This is a genomic window from Burkholderia sp. 572, assembly GCF_040545135.1.
Lineage (GTDB): Bacteria > Pseudomonadota > Gammaproteobacteria > Burkholderiales > Burkholderiaceae > Burkholderia > Burkholderia cepacia.
Genome location: NZ_JBEPLH010000013.1, coordinates 107,050 through 125,707, shown reverse-complemented (window position 1 = coordinate 125,707; position 18,658 = coordinate 107,050). Strand labels below are relative to the sequence as shown.

16 protein-coding genes and 2 riboswitches are annotated in these 18,658 nt (G+C 69.0%); of the genes, 5 read left to right on the top strand and 11 right to left on the bottom strand.

Going from position 1 to position 18,658, the window contains the following annotated elements; genetic code table 11:
* Positions 1 to 98: 98 nt before the first annotated feature.
* Complete coding sequence (locus ABIC51_RS24665; RefSeq protein ID WP_175900373.1) at positions 99 to 1,241, bottom strand: glycosyltransferase family protein; 1,143 nt, start codon at positions 1,239 to 1,241, stop codon at positions 99 to 101.
* Positions 1,238 to 2,941, bottom strand: a complete 1,704-nt coding sequence (locus ABIC51_RS24660; RefSeq protein WP_059678233.1) for a thiamine pyrophosphate-binding protein — start codon at positions 2,939 to 2,941, stop codon at positions 1,238 to 1,240. Before ABIC51_RS24660 ends, ABIC51_RS24665 begins: the two co-directional genes overlap by 4 nt.
* Positions 2,942 to 3,241: 300 nt before the next feature.
* Here ABIC51_RS24660 and ABIC51_RS24655 point away from each other — a divergent pair, with 300 nt between their 5' ends.
* The 4 genes from ABIC51_RS24655 (at position 3,242) to ABIC51_RS24640 (ending at position 4,758) form a co-directional block, all read left to right on the top strand.
* Entirely contained in the window at positions 3,242 to 3,703 is a 462-nt protein-coding gene (locus ABIC51_RS24655) for a ParC-related protein (protein WP_027788680.1), read from the top strand.
* The gene (locus tag ABIC51_RS24650) at positions 3,700 to 3,984 is read left to right on the top strand and encodes a type II toxin-antitoxin system RelE/ParE family toxin (protein WP_027788679.1); all 285 of its coding nucleotides are present in this window, start codon (positions 3,700 to 3,702) and stop codon (positions 3,982 to 3,984) included. Before ABIC51_RS24655 ends, ABIC51_RS24650 begins: the two co-directional genes overlap by 4 nt.
* A 136-nt stretch (positions 3,985 to 4,120) precedes the next feature.
* Positions 4,121 to 4,357, top strand: a complete 237-nt coding sequence (locus ABIC51_RS24645; RefSeq protein WP_027788678.1) for an antitoxin — start codon at positions 4,121 to 4,123, stop codon at positions 4,355 to 4,357.
* Entirely contained in the window at positions 4,357 to 4,758 is a 402-nt protein-coding gene (locus tag ABIC51_RS24640) for a type II toxin-antitoxin system VapC family toxin (protein WP_027788677.1), read from the top strand. Before ABIC51_RS24645 ends, ABIC51_RS24640 begins: the two co-directional genes overlap by 1 nt.
* Positions 4,759 to 4,824: 66 nt before the next feature.
* Here ABIC51_RS24640 and ABIC51_RS24635 read toward each other — a convergent pair whose 3' ends face one another.
* The 8 genes from ABIC51_RS24635 to ABIC51_RS24600 form a co-directional block, all read right to left on the bottom strand.
* Positions 4,825 to 6,213 (bottom strand): L-serine ammonia-lyase, encoded by a 1,389-nt coding sequence (locus tag ABIC51_RS24635; protein WP_027788676.1) that lies wholly within the window; start codon positions 6,211 to 6,213, stop codon positions 4,825 to 4,827.
* Between the two features lie 30 nt (positions 6,214 to 6,243).
* Positions 6,244 to 7,380 (bottom strand): alginate lyase family protein, encoded by a 1,137-nt coding sequence (locus ABIC51_RS24630; protein ID WP_027788675.1) that lies wholly within the window; start codon positions 7,378 to 7,380, stop codon positions 6,244 to 6,246.
* Between the two features lie 151 nt (positions 7,381 to 7,531).
* Positions 7,532 to 10,459, bottom strand: a complete 2,928-nt coding sequence (gene gcvP / locus ABIC51_RS24625; RefSeq protein WP_174392928.1) for an aminomethyl-transferring glycine dehydrogenase — start codon at positions 10,457 to 10,459, stop codon at positions 7,532 to 7,534.
* A gap of 63 nt (positions 10,460 to 10,522) precedes the next feature.
* A complete protein-coding gene (gene gcvH, locus ABIC51_RS24620) occupies positions 10,523 to 10,903 on the bottom strand; it encodes a glycine cleavage system protein GcvH (RefSeq protein ID WP_027788673.1) in 381 nt (126 codons plus the stop codon).
* Between the two features lie 117 nt (positions 10,904 to 11,020).
* Positions 11,021 to 12,139 carry a glycine cleavage system aminomethyltransferase GcvT gene (gcvT, locus tag ABIC51_RS24615; RefSeq protein WP_059694458.1) on the bottom strand — a complete coding sequence of 373 codons (1,119 nt, stop codon included), beginning with the start codon at positions 12,137 to 12,139 and terminating at the stop codon, positions 11,021 to 11,023.
* Between the two features lie 84 nt (positions 12,140 to 12,223).
* A riboswitch (glycine riboswitch) is annotated at positions 12,224 to 12,357 on the bottom strand.
* Between the two features lie 34 nt (positions 12,358 to 12,391).
* Positions 12,392 to 12,492, bottom strand: a riboswitch (glycine riboswitch).
* Between the two features lie 113 nt (positions 12,493 to 12,605).
* Entirely contained in the window at positions 12,606 to 12,968 is a 363-nt protein-coding gene (locus ABIC51_RS24610) for a hypothetical protein (protein WP_027788671.1), read from the bottom strand.
* A gap of 170 nt (positions 12,969 to 13,138) precedes the next feature.
* Positions 13,139 to 14,191: an oxidoreductase gene (locus tag ABIC51_RS24605; RefSeq protein WP_027788670.1), complete on the bottom strand. Its 1,053-nt coding sequence runs from the start codon at positions 14,189 to 14,191 to the stop codon at positions 13,139 to 13,141.
* A gap of 236 nt (positions 14,192 to 14,427) precedes the next feature.
* On the bottom strand, positions 14,428 to 15,135 hold the full coding sequence (locus ABIC51_RS24600) for an SGNH/GDSL hydrolase family protein (RefSeq protein WP_060084425.1): 708 nt from the start codon (positions 15,133 to 15,135) through the stop codon (positions 14,428 to 14,430).
* 277 nt (positions 15,136 to 15,412) lie between these two features.
* Between ABIC51_RS24600 and ABIC51_RS24595 the strand changes: the two genes are divergently transcribed.
* Positions 15,413 to 17,500 carry a UvrD-helicase domain-containing protein gene (locus ABIC51_RS24595; protein ID WP_027788668.1) on the top strand — a complete coding sequence of 696 codons (2,088 nt, stop codon included), beginning with the start codon at positions 15,413 to 15,415 and terminating at the stop codon, positions 17,498 to 17,500.
* 124 nt (positions 17,501 to 17,624) lie between these two features.
* Here ABIC51_RS24595 and ABIC51_RS24590 read toward each other — a convergent pair whose 3' ends face one another.
* Positions 17,625 to 18,527 (bottom strand): c-type cytochrome, encoded by a 903-nt coding sequence (locus ABIC51_RS24590; RefSeq protein ID WP_175900369.1) that lies wholly within the window; start codon positions 18,525 to 18,527, stop codon positions 17,625 to 17,627.
* Positions 18,528 to 18,658: the final 131 nt, after the last annotated feature.

Sequence of the window (18,658 nt, the reverse complement as noted above, 5' to 3'; positions counted from 1 at the left end):
GCTCCGGCTCCGGCTCCGGCTCCGGCTCCGGCTCCGGCTCCGGCTCCGGCTCCGGCTCAGGCTCAGGCTCAGGCTCAGGCTCAGGCGGCGCGGGCACGCTATTGCGCTTTCGGCCACGCAGCGGATGCTGGCGTCCGGTTTTCCCGTGCGGCGGTCGCCGCGGCTTTGCGCGGCGCGGGCCAGGCCAGCGCGTCCCAGTCGATCGCCCGGTAAGCGGCCTCGACAGCCGCGAGATCGGCCGGCCGCTCGCTGCGATGCAGCCCGCGCAATTCGGCCGGCACGTCGAGCGCGACCGGCACGCAATGCGGATAGTCGCGCACACGCAGCGCCGGCCCGATCGTCGTGAAGCACGCGAGCGTCGGCACGTCGAAACCGTCGGCAAGGTGCAACGCGGCCGTGTCGGGCGCGAACAGCAGGCTGGCGCCCTTGACCCATGCGATGAACCGGGCCGTATCGTCTGCCGCATCGGCGCTCACGTCGACATACGCGGGATGCGCGACCGGCCCGAACCCGGCCACCGGCAAGCCGTAGCGCCGGGCCAGCTGTTCGACGAACGTAGCCCGGAGGGCAGACGGCACGCTGCGCAACGCGGTGCTCGCGTTCGGACAGAACAGCACGTACGGACGCTGCCATTGCGCGGGCAACGCGGGCAACGGCAGCCGCGCGAGCCAGCGGTTGCGCCTGGCCGACGCCGGCACCGAGGCAGGCTCCACGCCGAGCGCGTCGAGGAAGAAATCGATCATCGGCAACCGCGCGAACGCGGGCCAGTACAGGTGATTGCCGACGTCGATGCACGGCGCGTCCGCCGGCAGCGCGTCGGCGGGGTACGGCAGCGCGCGCGACGGCGCGACGATGTCGGCCGCGAGCGCATACAGCGCATCGACGTAGCGCGGCGCGCGGGCAGGCCGGTACAGCGTGAAGCCCAGGCCCGGGTGCGCTGCGCGCAGCGCGGCGAGGGCGGTGAGCCCGATCACCGAATCGCCGAGCGTGACCCCCATTCCGTTGATCACATGCACCTGCCGTGCGCGGCCATAGTCGAGCCGGAACGGCCGGTGCGCGGCGTGCAGCAGGCCGCGCGCGGGCGCGGCCGCGACGTGGCCGGCGGCACGCGCGTCGCTGTGCTCGAGGTCGTAGGGCGCGACGAGCGTGCCGTCCGGTGCGAGCAGCGTGCCGGGGAGCGCGAGCGCGTCGTCGTGCGACAGCGCGCCGGCAGGCGGCGCGGCGTGCGAGCTCACCGTCATCCGCCGCGCGCGCGGCGGCCCTGTTCGCGGATCTGCTCGAGGGTCGCGGCCGGCGTGCTGGCGTCCTGCGGGATGCGGATCTCGATCAGCGCGGGCAGCCCGCAGGTCAGCGCGCGTTCGAGCGCGGGCGCGAAATCGGCGGTGCGCTCGACGGTCTCGCCATGTGCGCCGAATGCGCGCGCATACGCGGCGAAATCGGGATTCGTGAGCCCCGTGCCGTGCACGCGGCCCGGGTAGTTGCGCTCCTGATGCATGCGGATCGTGCCGAAATGCCCGTTGTTGACGACGATTGCCACGATGTTCAGCCCGTACTGCATCGCAGTCGCGAGCTCGTTGCCGGCCATCATGAAGCAGCCGTCTCCCGCGAGCGCGACGACGGCGCGCGACGGGTACAGCGACTTCGCGGCGAGCGCGGCCGGCAGCCCGTAGCCCATCGCGCCGCTCGTCGGCGCGAGCTGCGAGCGGAAGTGCCGGTACGCGAAGTGGCGATGCAGCCAGATCGCATAGTTGCCCGCGCCGTTGGTGAGGATCGCGTCGTGCGGCAGGCGCTCGCGCAACTGCACCATCACGTCGCCGAGCTGGACGTCGCCGGGCATCGGCAGCGGCGCATGCCATTCGCGATACGCGCGATGCGCGTCGGCGGCGCTGCCGGCCCACGCGGGGTGCTCGGGCGGCTCGAGCGCGGCGAGCGGCGCGGCGATCTCGGGCATCCCGGACACGATCGGCAGGTCGGCCGCATACACGCGGCCGAGCTCGTCCGCGCCCTGGTGCACGTGAACGAGCGTCTGGCGTGTCTTCGGGATGTCGAGCAGCGTGTAGCCGCCGGTCGTCGCTTCGCCGAGGCGCGGCCCGATCACGAGCAGCAGGTCGGCGTCGCGGATGCGCTTCGCGAGCGCGGGGTTGATCCCGAGCCCGACGTCGCCCGCATAGTTCGGGTGCGCGTTGTCGATCGTGTCCTGGTAGCGGAACGCGCAGGCCACCGGCAACTGCCAGCGTTCGACGAAGGTGCGCAGGTTCGCGCACGCGTCGGGCGTCCAGCCGCTGCCGCCGACGATCGCGAACGGACGTTCGGCGCGCGCGAGCCGCTCGCGCAGCTCGTCGAGCTGCGCGGCCGACGGCGCGGCCGCGACGCGTTTCGCGGCCGGCACGACGGGCTGCGGCGCGCAGGCTTCGGACAGCACGTCCTCCGGCAGCGCGAGCACGACCGGGCCGGGCCGGCCGGCGGTCGCGACGTGGAACGCATGGCTCAGGTACTCGGGAATGCGGCGCGGATCGTCGATCTGCGCGACCCATTTCGCCATCTGGCCGAACATCCGCCGGTAGTCGATTTCCTGGAAGGCTTCGCGGTCGAGGTGCTCGCGCGCGCACTGGCCGACGAACAGGATCATCGGCGTCGAATCCTGGAACGCGGTGTGCACGCCGATCGACGCATGGGTCGCGCCGGGCCCGCGCGTGACGAACGCGATGCCGGGGCGGCCGGTCAGCTTGCCGACCGCCTCGGCCATGTTCGCGGCGGCCGCCTCGTGGCGGCAGACGACGGTCTGGATGCGCGCGGTGTCGTCCGCCAGCGCATCGAGTACGGCGAGGAAACTCTCGCCGGGCACGCAGAACACGCGTTCGACGTGATTGGCGAGCAACGCATCGACGAGCAGTCGCGCGCCGGTGGTGGCGGGCTGCTCGAGATCCTTGGAATGCGACATGGGCTGCCGTCTCCCTGGGTAGCGGGACGTACAGCTTACGCCTGTCGGCGGGGCGCCGGTACGCCGGCCGGAGAAAAGTGTCGGAACGCGGGGCGGTTCGTGGCGCGCGTCGTGGCTTCGGGTGGCCGAACGGCCGGCTTGTGTCGGCGTGCGCGAAGGTGAAAAGTGATTGCCATGGATGCGAAGCTGGACCCAATACCTGTTTGTCCGCTGAAAGTGGGCGCCGATTAACAATAAAATGGGCAGCCAGGCAATAGTAAAATTTCAACGAACGGATGGATAAAGGGATCGAGGATCGCCATGACAACCGAAACGATCGATCAAAAGATGCTGACGGAGCTTGTCAAAGCCGGCGCCGTAAGCGCGGCCCGCGTGGTGGGGTGCGGCAACGGTTGGGCACTTTCCGCCCGTTGCGGTGCGCACGAACGTTTCCTGTCGGCGAAACGCGGCGACGTGCGGGTGTTTCGCCGCTTTGAAACGCTGGTCGGCTTTCTGCGCGACATCGGCATCAGCCGGTTCGATGTGGACGCGTCCACGTTCGACCCGGATGCGGCCTGCCGCGCGACCCGGCCCGATCGCGCAGCTGCGCTGAAGGCGGCACACGAGGCAGCGGCCCACGATCGCTGGTTTCGCGAGCAGGTGCAGCAGGCGCTGGACGATCCGCGCGCGTCGATTCCCGACGCGGAGGTGAGCGCCGACTTCGCGTCGCGCCGTGCGGCGCTGCGTGAACGGCTCGCGGGCAGGCGAGGGGATGCTTCTTGACCCTCGCGCTGCACTGGAATCCGAAGGCGTACGAGGATCGCGCCGCGATCATGGACTACATCGGCGAGGACGACCCGCAGGCCGCAATCGAACTCGACGAACTGCTGGAACAAAGGGCCGCCACGTTGCCGGCCCGTGCAGAGCTGTATCGGCAAGGGCGAGTGGCCGGCACGCGCGAACTGGTGGTCGCGCCGAACTACGTGCTCGTGTATCGCATCAGACCGGCTGAGGGGATCGTCGAGATCCTCCGCGTGCTGCATGCGCGACGGCAGTGGCCGTGATGCCCGATATCCGCAAGTCGGCGTCGAGCAGTGGATGAAGGATTTCACGGGAACGCATGTTATGTACACACATGGATTTACATCGCAGACCGCATCGGATAATGTACATCCCATGTACATCCGGGCGGAGATCGACATGCACACGACGAAGGTATTTCGGAACGGCAACTCGCAGGCCGTGCGAATTCCTGCCGACCTCGCCTATGAGCGTAACGATATCGAACTGGAAATCGAGCGTATCGGTGACGAAATCCGTATTCGACCGATGCGGCGGCCGTTGACCCGCGTACTCGAGAAGTTCGCGAAATTCGGGCCGGATTTCATGGCCGAAGGGCGCGGCGACCAGGAGCAGGCCGATCGCGAGGAGCTGTAATGCCGCGCTACATGCTCGACACCAACATGTGCATCTATCTGATGAAGAACCAGCCCGAGCAAGTCGCGAAACAATTTGCGCAGTGCTACACGGGGGATGTGGTGATGTCGGCGATCACGTATGCCGAGCTCGAGTACGGCGTCGCCGCATGTGCGAATCCTGCGCGGGAGCGTCGCCATCTCGCCGCGCTGATCGACGATATCCCCGTTGCGCCGTTCGACGTCGCGGCGGCGCAAGCGTACGGTCCGGTCCGCGACGCAACCCGCGAGCGGAAGAGGGATCATCTCGACAAGCTGATCGCCGCGCACGCGGTGTCGCTCGACGTTGCGCTCGTGACCAACAACGAGCGGGATTTCGTCAGCTATCCGGGATTGCGGCTGGAGAACTGGCTGAACGATTGATGTCGGGCATCGAGCCCGGCGGTCAGGCGGGACATCGATCCGCCCCGCATGACCGCCGAACCGGCATCAGCACTCGACGATGTTCACCGCGAGCCCGCCGCGCGACGTTTCCTTGTACTTCGTCTTCATGTCGGCGCCGGTCTCGCGCATCGTCTTGATCACCGAATCGAGCGACACGTAGTGCGAGCCGTCGCCGCGCAACGCCATGCGCGCCGCATTGACCGCCTTCACCGACGCCATCGCGTTGCGCTCGATGCAGGGAATCTGCACCATCCCGCCGACCGGGTCGCAGGTGAGGCCGAGGTTGTGCTCCATCCCGATCTCGGCCGCGTTCTCGACCTGTTGCGGCGTGCCGCCGAGCACGGCCGCGAGCGCGCCCGCGGCCATCGAGCACGCGACGCCCACTTCGCCCTGGCAGCCGACTTCCGCGCCGGAGATCGACGCATTCAGCTTGTAGAGAATGCCGATCGCGGCGGCGGTGAGCAGGAAGTCGATCACGCCCTGCTCGTTCGCGCCCGGCGTGAAGCGCGTGTAGTAGTGCAGCACGGCGGGGATGATGCCGGCCGCGCCGTTGGTCGGCGCGGTCACGACGCGCCCGCCGGCCGCGTTTTCCTCGTTGACCGCGATCGCGTACAGGTTGATCCAGTCGATCATCGACAGCGGATCCTGCAGCGCACGCTCCGGGCTGCCCGTCAGCGTGCGGTACAGCTGCGGCGCGCGGCGCTTGACCTGGAACGGGCCGGGCAGGTTGCCGTCGGCATCCGGGTTGCCGATTCCGCAGCCGCGCGACACGCACGACTGCATCACCGCCCAGATCTTCAGCAGGCCGTCGCGCGTCTCTTCCTCGGTGTGCCACGCGCGCTCGTTTTCCCACATCAGCTGCGCGATCGACTTGCCGGTCGACTCGGTCAGCGCGAGCAGCTCGGCGCCGGTGCGGAACGGGTGCGTCATCTGCTCGGCCGCGCTCAGCACCTTCGTGTTCGGCGCGCCGGCCGTCACGACGAAGCCGCCCCCGACCGACAGGTAGGTGCGCTCGACCAGCACCGCGCCGTTCGCGTCGCTCGCGCGCAGCTTCATCCCGTTCGGATGCTCGGGCAGCGCCTGGCGGTAGAACGCGATGTTCTCCTTCAGCACGAACGGCACCGGGTGCGTGCCGAGCAGCGCGAGCTTCTTCGACTGGCGGACGTCTTCCAGCCGCGCGTCGATCGTGTCGGGATCGACGGTGTCGGGCGCGTCGCCGAGCAGGCCGAGCATCACGCCGCGGTCGGTGCCGTGGCCCTTGCCGGTGGCGCCGAGCGAGCCGTACAGCTCGACCTTCACGTGGGCGGTCGCGTCGAGCATCCCGTCGCGCTCGAGGCCCTGGACGAACATCAGCGCCGCGCGCATCGGCCCGACCGTATGCGAACTGGACGGACCGATACCGATCTTGAAGAGGTCAAAGACGCTGACTGCCATTTCGATTCCTGCCTTGCTTTAAGAGTAGTGCTAGCGCGCCTGCAATGGCAGGCACGCGGCGAGCCATGCGGGCGGCGTTGGGGAAAGTTGCTGCGCGACGCGGGCATAGCGCCCGTCGAGCCGCGCGGCCAGATGAAAGAGTTCGGTGGCGTTTTTCGGGTCCCACTGCCCCGTGTAGCCCGGCAGGCCGGCTTCGCGGCGCTTCGCGTCGAACGGCACCGGCGAATTCACGAATTCCTCGTGCGTTTTCTCGCCGAGCGCGTACGGCACGAGCCAGTCGAGCGCGGCCTCCAGGGTCGCACCGTTCGTGCCGCGCTCGCGCAGCCAGTTGCGGTTGAAGCGGCGCGCGGCGAGCGCGGCCGTCACCAGCGGCTGCAGGTCGTAGACCGCGTAGTGCAGCGCATCGCGCTCCTCGAAGTCCCACGTCTTGCCGTCCGGGCCGATGTTGTCGGCCAGATGCTCGACGAACAGCCGCTGCGCGGCGTTCATCATCCTGCGGTCGCCGAGCGTGAACGCGGACAGCGCGATCAGCTTGATCCGGTGGCTCTGCCAGTTGTTGCGCCAGGTGCCGGTGAGCGGGCGCTTCTGCGCGTCGATCTGCGCGACATAACCGGCGCCGAGCTTCGCGATGAACGCCGCGGTCGCGTTGCGGGTCTTCACCGGCAGCGCGCTTGCGGTCATGTCGTACGCGACGATCAGGCTGTCGAAACGCGTCTCGTCGATCGGGTTGAAGCTCGGCTGGTAGGTGCCGACCCACGCGGACAGGAAGCGGTCGACGAGCTGCAGGTAGCGCGGCGCGTTCGTCACGCGCCACGCGAGCGCGGCATCGCGCATCAGGTCGAGATCCTTCAGCGCGGCGGCGCTCTGGTCGTAGATGCCTTCGTGCGGCAGCGTGCCCTCGGTGTGCACGCGCGCCATCGCCTTCGGCTGCTCGCCGATGCGTGCGTCGACGCTGCGGATCAGCGCTTGGACGCCCGGCTCGGCCTGCGTCGTCTCGCTCGCCTGCAGGGCCGGCGCCGCGCAGAAATTCATCGCCGCGCGCGCGCTGCCGCACGCGCCGAGGCCGGCAGCGGCCAACGACAGCGACGCGACGAACATCGGCACGAAGCGGCGCGCGCGCGGCCGCCCTTGCAGTGCACCATGGCCCGGAAACATCGGACGCACCATGCGGAACTCCTTCATTGGCTGGATCGCGTGTGATGTTAGCCGGATTGGCGCACGAACGTGCACGGGTTCGAGCGGCGAACAAAAAAACCGCACGCAACCCCGGGTTGCGTGCGGTGCGGGCACCATCGGACGGCTCCTGGCCTCGTGTGCGTTATGCGTATTCCGACATCGGCACGCACGAGCAGAACAGGTTGCGGTCGCCGTAGACGTTGTCCGCGCGGCCGACCGGCGGCCAGTACTTGTTCGTGCCGAGCGACGCGACCGGGTACGCGGCCTGCTCGCGCGAGTACGCGTGCGGCCATTCGTTCGCGGTGACGACGGCCGCCGTATGCGGGGCGTGACGCAGCGGGTTGTCCTCGCGGTCGGCGCGGCCTTCCTCGACCGCACGGATTTCCTCGCGGATCGCGATCATCGCGGCGATGAAGCGGTCGAGTTCCTCCTGCGATTCCGATTCGGTCGGCTCGACCATCAGCGTGCCCGGCACCGGGAAGCTCATCGTCGGCGCGTGGAAGCCGTAATCCATCAGGCGCTTCGCGACGTCGTCGACGGTGATGCCGCTCGATTCCTTGATCGGGCGCAGGTCGAGAATGCACTCGTGCGCGACCAGCCCGCCCGGGCCCGAATACAGCACCGGGTAGTGCGGCGCGAGGCGCTTCGCGATGTAGTTCGCGTTGAGGATCGCGGTTTCCGTCGCGGCGGTCAGGTTCTTCGCGCCCATCATCGCGATGTACATCCACGAGATCGGCAGGATCGACGCCGAGCCGTACGGCGCGGCCGACACCGCGCCGATGCCGTTTTCGTCGCGCGAGTAGCCGGTCGAATGCTGGTTCGGCAGGAACTTCGCGAGGTGCGCGCCGACCGCGACCGGGCCGACGCCCGGGCCGCCGCCGCCGTGCGGGATGCAGAAGGTCTTGTGCAGGTTCAGGTGCGACACGTCGCCGCCGAACTGGCCCGGCGCGGTCAGGCCGACCATCGCGTTCATGTTCGCGCCGTCGACGTACACCTGGCCGCCGTGCGCATGCACGATCTCGCAGATCTCGCGGACGTTCTGCTCGAACACGCCGTGCGTCGACGGATACGTGATCATGATCGCCGCGAGGTCCTTCGCGTGCTCGTCGGCCTTGGCCTTGAGATCGGCGATGTCGACGTTGCCCTGCGCGTCGCAGGCGACGACCACGACCTTCATGCCGGCCATGTGCGCGGACGCCGGGTTCGTGCCGTGCGCGGACGCCGGGATCAGGCACACGTCGCGGTGCGCTTCGCCGCGCGATGCGTGGTAAGCGTGGATGATCAGCAGGCCCGCGTACTCGCCCTGCGAGCCGGCGTTCGGCTGCAGCGACACGGCCGCGTAGCCGGTGGCCGCGACAAGCATCTGCTCGAGCTGGTCGATCATCTCGCGGTAGCCGACGGTCTGCTCGGCCGGCGCGAACGGATGGATGCCGCCGAATTCGGGCCACGTGACCGGCAGCATTTCCGACGTCGCGTTCAGCTTCATCGTGCACGAGCCGAGCGGGATCATCGAGCGGTCGAGCGCGAGATCCTTGTCCGACAGGCTGCGCAGGTAGCGCAGCATTTCGGTTTCGGAATGGTGGCGGTTGAACACGTGGTGCGTCAGGTACGCGCTCGTGCGCTCGAGGCCGGCCGGCAGCGCGGCAACGCCGGCAAGGCCCGCGTCGAGGGCATCGACGGCCGGGGCGGTGCCGCCCGCGGCCTGTGCGAACACGGCGAGGAGATCGGCGAGGTCGTCGCGCGTCGTCGTTTCGTCGACCGACACGCCGACTTGCGTGTCGCTCACGCGGCGCAGGTTGATGCGCTTGGCCTTCGCGAGTTCGTGGACCTGCGCGGTGCGCGCGCCGGTATCGATCGTCAGCGTGTCGAAGAACGTGTCGTTGACGGTCGCGAAGCCGAGCTGCTTCACGCCGGCGGCGAAGAGGGCCGCGATGCGGTTCACGCGCAGCGCGATCGTCTTCAGGCCGTGCGGACCGTGGTAGACCGCGTACATGCTGGCCATGATCGCGAGCAGCGCCTGCGCGGTACACACGTTCGAGGTCGCCTTCTCGCGGCGGATGTGCTGTTCGCGCGTCTGCAGCGCGAGGCGCAGCGCGGGCTTGCCCTGCGCGTCGACCGTCACGCCGACGAGGCGGCCCGGCATCTGGCGCTTGAATTCGTCACGCACCGCGAGATACGCGGCGTGCGGGCCGCCGAAGCCCATCGGCACGCCGAAGCGCTGCGTGTTGCCGATCGCGACGTCCGCGCCCCAGTCGCCGGGCGGCGTCAGCACGGTCAGCGCGAGCAGGTCGGCCGCGACGACCACGTGGCCGCCGGCCGCGTGGATCGCTTCGGTGAGCGCGCGGTAGTCGCGCACGTCGCCGTTCACGCCCGGGTATTGCAGCAGCACGCCGAACGCATTCGCCTGCGCCGCGTCGGCGGCCGGGCCCGTCTTGACCTCGATGCCGACCGGCAGCGCGCGCGTGCGGATCACTTCGAGCGTTTGCGGCAGCACGTCGTCGGCGACGTAGAACACGTTCGACGCCGGCTTGCCGGTGCGTTGCAGCAGCGTCATCGCTTCGGCGGCGGCGGTGGCTTCATCGAGCAGCGACGCGTTCGAGATCGCGAGGCCCGTCAGGTCGGCGACCATCTGCTGGAAGTTCAGGAGCGCCTCGAGGCGGCCCTGGGAAATTTCGGGCTGGTACGGCGTGTAGGCCGTGTACCACGCCGGGTTTTCGAGCACGTTGCGCAGGATCACGGCCGGCGTGTGCGTGTCGTGGTAACCCTGACCGATATACGAGCGGAACACCTGGTTCTTGTTCGCGAGAACCCGCAGCGCGGCGAGGGCTTCCGCCTCGCTCTTCGGCTGCGCGAACGGGCCGAGCGGCAGCGTTTCGGCGCGGCGGATCGAGGCCGGGATCACGGCGTCGATCAGGGCGGCGCGCGACGCGAAGCCGAGCGTGTCGAGCATGGCCTGCTGGCTGGCGGCGTCGGGGCCGATGTGGCGTTCGGCGAACGCGTCGTGCGTTTCGAGCGCGGCGAGCGAGAGGGGCGTGCGGTTCATCAGGCGGTCCGGGTGTTCGAGCTTCATGGCGTGACTCTGGTCCCGCGCGGGCCGGCCGGCGGCCGGCGTCGCGCGGTTCGGGTAAGGGAATTAGTCGATCAGCTTGCTGTAGGCGGCGGCGTCGAGCAGGCCGTCGGTCGATGCGCCGTCGGCGAGCTTGATCTTGAACAGCCACGTGTCGTACGCGTCGCTGTTCACTTCTTCCGGCGTGTCGACGGCGTCCGCGTTGATCGCGACCACCTCGCCCGACACCGGCGAATAGATGTCCGACGCGGCTTTCACCGATTCGACGACGCCGATCGCGTCGCCCGCCTTCACCTGCTTGCCGACGGCCGGCAGTTCGAGGAAAACGATGTCGCCGAGCGTGTTCTGCGCGTGATCGGTGATGCCGACCGTCAGCGTGCCGTCGGCTTCAGTGCGGATCCACTCGTGTTCGTCGGTGTACTTCAGATCGGCCGGGACGTTGCTCATCGGATGCTCCTGATAAAAGGGTTTGTTCGTTTTGCTGGCGCGCCGCCGGGGCGCGCCGGGTGTGGTGTTGCGCCAGGCGCCATCTCCCGGCTTCCCGGGAGGCGGGCCTCCCGGCCGTTACGCAGCGAGGACCTTGCCGTTGCGCACGAACGGCAGTTTTACCACGCGCGCGGGAAGATTCTTGTCTCGAATTTGCACCTGGACCACGTCGCCGATCTGGACGGCCGCCGGCACGCGCGCGAACGCGATCGATTCCTGCATCGACGGCGAGAACGTGCCGCTCGTGATCTCGCCTTCGCCGTGCGGCGTGACGACCTTCTGGTGCGCGCGCAGCACGCCGCCCGCCTTGCCGTTTTCCTTCTGCAGGATCAGGCCGACGAACGCGGCGCGGGTGCCGTTTGCTTCAAGGGCGGCGCGGCCGACGAAGTCGCGCGGCGCGCCGAGGTCGACCGTCCACGCGAGGCCCGCGTCGAGCGGGGAGACGGTGTCGTCCATGTCCTGGCCGTACAGGTTCATGCCGGCCTCGAGGCGCAGCGTGTCGCGCGCGCCGAGCCCGCACGGGCGCACGCCGTTCTGCTGCAGCGCGTTCCACAGCGCTTCGACATGCACGGCCGGGACGATCACTTCGAAGCCGTCTTCGCCGGTATAGCCGGTGCGTGCGACGGTGAGATCGCCGAACGGCGTGCCGGCGACCTGCGCGGCGTTGAACGGCTTCAGCTCGCTCGTCGCGGCACGCGCGGCGGGCACGGTCGCCCAGGCCTTTTCGCGGGCGTTCGGGCCCTGTACGGCGATGATCGCGAAATCGCGGCGCGGCGCGATCGTGACGCCGTAGCCGCCTTGCTCGTTCAGCTGGTTGAACCACGCGATGTCTTTCTCGGCCGTGCCGGCGTTGACGACGACGCGGAAGAATTCTTCGGTGAAGTAGTAGACGATCAAGTCGTCGATGACGCCGCCCTGCGGATTGAGCAGGCACGAGTAGAGTGCCTTGCCGGGCGTCTTGAGCTTGCCGACGTTGTTCGCGATCGCGTGCTCGAAGAACGCGCGCACGCGGCTGCCGGTGAAATCGACGACGCACATGTGCGACACGTCGAACATGCCGGCGTCGGTGCGCACGGCTTCATGTTCTTCGATCTGCGAGCCGTAGTTGACGGGCATGTCCCAGCCGCCGAAGTCGACCATGCGGGCATTGAGCGCGCGGTGCGCGGCGTTGAGCGGGGTGTGATTCAGTGCAGTCATCGAGGCCTCAGGCAAGGCGCTTGCGCGCGGATCAGAACGGCCATGTGCCGACCACCGCGGCCGACGGCCTGCGAGCGATCCGGTACATGCCCCTCTGTCCTCGATACCTGAGAGATTGCGCTGCCGGCCAGGCCTGGCGAACGCGCGCCCCTTCGGTGGGCAGCCTGCCCGCGCAGCCTATGCGCTGCGGGCTACTGCCGCTCTCCAGAGTGCGGGGAGTGTGTGGCCCGCGCGATGCACGGACGAGGTTCCCCGACGCGGTCGGTCCTTTTGCCTGAGAGTTTGCGGGTGTGCCCCTTCGGCGGCGCAACCGGCTGGAACAGCACGGTCACACGCTCTCCCGACGCGTGCGGGCGACTGTACGCGAGCAGGTGGGCCTTGTCAATTTGAGCAAAAGAATGTCGCTTCGCGACAAGCGGCGGCAACCGGTGCCGCCGCTTTTTTCGCGCCGGCGGGCGCCGGTGCGTTACTCGCCGATCGCGCGCGCGGCCGTGTCGAGTTCCTGGTTCAGCACGCGCTGCTCGTCGCCGGACAGGCCGCCGCTGTGCTGCGCGGACATGTCGTTCGCTTCCTGGCGGATCACGTCGAGGCGGTGGTGAAGCTGCGCGCCGTACGGCGGCGGGTAGTAGCCGCCGTTCACGCGCGCATCGATGCGGCGGTGCAGGTTGTCGATCCGGCCCTGGATCTGCTGCATCCGCTCGTTCGCGACGACCTGCGGATTCGGCCGCGGCGGAGGGGCCGGGCGAACCGGCTGCTGCGGCTGCACGATACAGGCCGCAAGCGAGGAAACCAGGACGCAGCACGCTGCTGCGCGAATCAACCGTTGCATCAACATTCTCCAGACGGATTGGTGTCGGATCGACTTTTTCGAGAAACGCGTCAGACCGGTCGGACGCTGACTTTCGCTCCCCCGGCATTTGTAACCGAATGTTCCTGTAATCGAATCCGCCGGGCCGGCCGCGCGCGTGCCGGCTGGCCGCGACCGGCCGGCGCGCGGTGTCAGATCGTGCGGCGCACGAACGGCAGCCGGCGGCCGTCGTGCTCGCTCTGCGCGGCGAGCTCGATGATCGTCATCACGTCGACGGCATCCTGCGTGGTGACGGGGAACGGCGCGCCGTCGCGGATCGACGCGGCGAGCGCGCGGTAGAACTCCGCGTACTGGCCGTCGAGTGTCGGCACCGGGCGTTCGACTTCGACCTCGCCGTCGAGCACGCGCAGCAGGCCCGGCGGGTTGCCGCCGCCGAATTCGACGTCGTCCGCGGTGAGGCCGGCCTTGAGCTGGTCTTCCTGCGTGTCGAGCCCGAACTTCTGGTAGCTGCCGCGTGTGCCGTGCAGCGTGAAGCGCGCGGGTTCGATCGCCGACAGCGCGCTCGCATGCAGCGCCACTTCCTTGTCCGGATAACCGAGCTGCAGGTGCACGAAATCGGGCGCCGTGCCGTTGTCGCGACGGGTCTTGACGGTCGCGCCCACCGTTTCGGGCAGGCCGAACAGCGCGAGCGCCTGGTCGATCAGGTGCGGGCCGAGGTCGAGCAGCAGGCCGCCGCCGCGGGCGGGCTCCTCGCGCCAGCGCGTGCGCGGCGTCGGGCGGAAGCGGTCGAAGTGCGACGCGAAATACGTGAGCCGGCCGAGCTCGCCCGATTCGACGATGCGGCGCACGGTGAGGAAATCGCCGTCCCAGCGGCGGTTGTGGAACGGCGCGAACAGCCGGCTGCGTGCGTTCGCGAGCCGCGCGAGCGCAAGCGCCTCGTCGGCGGTGAGCGTGACGGGCTTGTCGACGACCACGTGGCGGCCGGCTTCGAGCACCTGGCGCGCGAGCGCGAAGTGCGTGTCGTTCGGCGTGGCGATCACCACGCATTCGATGTCGTCGAGGCCGAGCAGCGTGTCGAGATCGGGGACGACGCGCGCGCCCGGATACGCGGCCTGCGCGCGATCGGGCTGCCCCGTCGCGATCGCGGCGACTTCAGTGCGGCCGCTCGTGGCGATGACCGGCGCGTGGAACGTCGCGCCGGCGAAACCGAAACCCATCAAACCAATCCTGAGCAATGACGACATGGCAATCCCTGGCTGCGAAGGAAACTAAAGGATGGTGCGCCGAGACGGCGCGAAGACGACCGGCTATTTTGGCATGGCGCCGCCGCTCGTACCGGGGCGTTCGGGCGACACGCGCGGTGCGATGCGGCGCTTGCGCAAGGAAAGCCGGCATTTTGCGCGGGACCGTGTGCCGACCGTGCGGGGTTTTGCGTGCCGGCCCGCGCGGTGAAAGGCCGGTGCCGGGGCGCCGTGCCGCGTCACGCGGCCGTCCGGCGCAGCACGGCGGCGGCGACTTGCGTGGCCCACACCGTGCAGGCGGCAGCGCCGGGGTGGAAGCCGTCGGCGGCCATCAGATGGCGCTCGAGCGGCAGCTCGACGCGCAGGAACGTGCAGTGCGGCTGCGTGGCGGCCCAGCCGGCGAGCGCCGTGTTGAGCCGTTTCGCGCGCAACCCGAGATACCACGCGAGCGGCTGCGGCAGCGCCGGAAAGCGCTCCATCGGCGGCACCGCCGACAGGATCGCGTGGCCGACCCGGAAGCGCGTGGCGAGCAGCCGGACGAGCTCGGCCTGCTGCGCCTGCCAGCGGGCCGGCGGCACGCCGCCCGTCACGTCGTTGACGCCGAGCGACGTGACGGCCACGTCGAACGGCTCGGCCGGTTCGGCGGCGAGCCAGTCGACGAGCTCCCGCGTGGTCAGGCCCGTGCGCGCGAGCAGCTTCCAGCGGACGCGGTGCGTGGCCGCGAGCGCGTTCGCCAGCTGCCCGGACAGCGCGTCGCGCTGCGTCGCGACGCCGACGCCCGCGGCGGCCGAATCGCCGACCACCAGCACGCGCAGCGGCGGGCCGTCGCCCGCCACGCCGTCGCGCGGGCCGGCCGCCTCGGGCAGGCGCGGCGTGACGCGGCGCACGTAGCGCCCCTGCGCGAACAGCAGCGGGCCAAGGGCGGCGGTGGCGAACGGGTATCCCATGATGTCGATCCGGTGGCGATTCAGGCGGTTGGGCGCGGGGCGGCGCCGGGTGGAGATATTGTGGCCGATCGCTGCGCGAACGGGGCCGGATTGGCCGCACGGACAAGGGGCGGCGGCGGAATCCGCCCGCGCGGCCCCGTCCGGCGGCGCTCCCGAAAAGCGCGCCGCCGACGTGTTAACATGCGCGTCCTGCCCCGCGTGTCCGCCTGCTTCGCCGGCCCGCCGCGCACGGCATCCTCCCGGCGTTCCGCCGTCAACCGCAACACCATCCGCCATCATGTCCGCAGGCCTCAATCCCGCCCAGAACGAAGCGGTGCGCTACCTCGACGGTCCCTGTCTCGTGCTCGCCGGCGCGGGCAGCGGCAAGACCCGCGTGATCACGCAGAAGATCGCGCACCTGATCGAAGCGAAAGGCTTCGAGCCGCGCCACATCGCGGCCGTCACGTTCACGAACAAGGCGGCCGCCGAAATGCGCGAACGCGTGGGGAAGCTGCTCGAGGGCAAGACGCTCACCACGCCCGGCAAGGAAGGGCGCAAGGTGCCCGTCAACCAGCTCACCGTCTGCACGTTCCACTCCCTCGGCGTGCAGATCCTGCGCCAGGAGGCCGAGCACGTCGGCCTGAAGCCGCAGTTCTCGATCATGGATTCGGACGACTGCTTCGGGATGATCCAGGAGCAGCTCGGCACGACCGACAAGGGGCTGATCCGCAAGATCCAGAGCATCATCTCGCTGTGGAAGAACGGCCTGATCATGCCCGACGAGGCGATGGCGATCGCGGCCAACGAGGACGAGCATCAGGCCGCGCTGGTCTACCGCAACTACGTCGCGACGCTGCACGCGTACCAGGCGGTCGACTTCGACGACCTGATCCGCCTGCCGGCCGAGCTGTTCGCGAAGAACGAGCAGGTGCGCGACCGCTGGCAGAACAAGCTGCGCTACCTGCTGATCGACGAGTACCAGGACACCAACGCGTGCCAGTACGAACTGCTGAAGCTGCTCGCGGGCCCGCGCGCCGCGTTCACGGCGGTCGGCGACGACGACCAGGCGATCTACGGCTGGCGCGGTGCGACGCTCGAGAACCTCGCGCAGCTCGGCAAGGATTTCCCGAAGCTGCACCTGGTCAAGCTCGAGCAGAACTACCGGTCGACGGTGCGCATCCTCACCGCCGCGAACAACGTGATCGCGAACAACCCGAAACTGTTCGAGAAGAAGCTGTGGTCCGAGCACGGGATGGGCGATTCGATCACCGTCACACCCTGCAACGACGAGGAGCATGAAGCCGAATCGGTCGTGTTCCGGCTGTCCGCGCACAAGTTCGAGCGGCGCGCGCAGTTCCGCGACTACGCGATCCTGTATCGCGGCAACTTCCAGGCGCGCATCTTCGAGCAGGTGCTGCGGCGCGAACGCATTCCGTACGTGCTGTCGGGCGGCCAGTCGTTCTTCGACAAGGCCGAGATCAAGGACCTGTGCGCGTACCTGCGGCTGATCGCGAACGCCGACGACGATCCCGCGTTCATCCGCGCGGTCACGACGCCGCGCCGCGGGATCGGCAACACGACGCTCGAGGCGCTCGGCTCGTTCGCGGGCCAGGCGAAGGTGTCGTTGTTCGAGGCCGTATACATGGGCGGCATCGAGGCGCGGCTGTCGGCGCGCCAGGTCGAGCCGCTGCGGATGTTCTGCGACTTCATCCAGCGCCTGACCGAACGCGCGGACAAGGAGCCCGCGACCGTCGTGCTCGACGACATGATGGAGGCGATCCATTACGAGGCGTACCTGTACGACGCGTTCGACGAGCGCCAGGCGCAGTCGAAGTGGCAGAACGTGCTCGAATTCCTCGAATGGCTGAAGCGCAAGGGCACCAAGCCCGAGACGGAGGCTGTCGACGGCGAGGCCGAAGGCTTCCACAACGCCGACGGGCTCGCCGATACCGGCAAGAACCTGCTCGGCCTGATCCAGACCGTCGCGCTGATGTCGATGCTCGAGGGCAAGGACGAGGATCCGGACGCCGTGCGGCTGTCGACCGTCCATGCGTCGAAGGGGCTCGAGTATCCGCACGTGTTCCTGGTCGGCGTCGAGGAAGGCATCATGCCGCACCGCGGCGGCAGCGAGGACGACGGCCCGATCGACAACGAGCGGATCGAGGAGGAGCGCCGGCTGATGTACGTCGCGATCACGCGTGCGCAGCGCAGCCTGCACCTGAACTGGTGCAAGAAGCGCAAGCGGGCGCGCGAGACGGTCGTGTGCGAGCCGTCGCGCTTCATTCCGGAGATGGGGCTCGACGATGCGCCGCCGCCTACCCCGGAAGAGGCGCCGATGTCGCCGAAGGACCGGCTCGCCAGCCTGAAGGCGTTGCTGCAGAAGTGAGGCGGCGGCGCCGTCGGGCGTGCGGTGTTGCGACTAACCGACGATCCGACAGTCAGCCGGTCAGGCAAAAAACAAACCCCCGCGGTGCGCGTGCGCCGCGGGGGTTTTTTCTGGCCGGCCGGTGTTACTTCGCCGAGTTGACCATGTAGTCGACGGCGGCCTTCACGTCGGCGTCGGATGCGTTCGACCCGCCCTTCGGCGGCATCGCGCCCTTGCCGTGCAGCGCGTAGTTGTAGACCGTGTCCATCGAGTCCTTCAGGCGCGGCGCCCAGTCTTCCTTGCTGCCGAACTTCGGCGCGCCGAGCACGCCTGCTCCGTGGCAGGCCACGCAGGTCGACGAGTACAGTGCCTTGCCGGCCGTTGCGGCATCGGCGCTGGCCGGGGCGGCCGCCGGTTGTTCGCCGGCCTTCGGGATCGCGGCGATCGCGGCCTGCGCGGCGGCGATCTGCGCGCTCGCGGCGTCGGCCGGGCCCGATGCGCCTGCCGCGCCTGCCGCGCCGCTGGCGGGCTGCGCCGCGTTGGCGGCCGGTGCGGCCGGTTCGGGGAAGTTCGCGCCGTCGTTGTTCGCCATGTAGACGATCGCGCGGGCGATTTCATAGTCGCTGACGTCGTCGGGGCTCGTGCCGCCGCGCGGCGGCATCGCGCCCTTGCCGGCCAGCGCCGTCTTCAGCAGCGTGTCGAAGCCTTGCGAGATGCGCGGTGCCCAGTCGTCCTTGTTGCCGAATTTCGGCGCGCCGGCGGCGCCCGTGCCGTGGCAGGTCACGCAGACGGCCTTGTAGACTGCCTCGCCGGTCTTGTACGTGCGGGGTGCGTTGGCGTCCTTCACTTCGACCTGCGCGAGCGGGGCGATACGCGCGGCGACCTGCTCGTCGGATAGCGCGTCCGTGCCGGCGCCGGCGCGGAACGCATGGTTCGCATAATTGGCGAACAGGACGATCAGGATGATCGGAATCGCGAACGACGCGATGATGACGGCAATCAGCTGCCCGGGGGTTTTGACGGGAGATTCGTGGGGTGCTTCGCTCATGCTTGCCTCGTCTCCGTGAATAGGAATTGTGAGCGCGGTACAACGGCAAAATGGCAGTCCAATGAAGCACGGACGATTATAGACGGAACGTTTACATCACGGCGAGCGGCGCGATGGCGCGTGTTTACCCG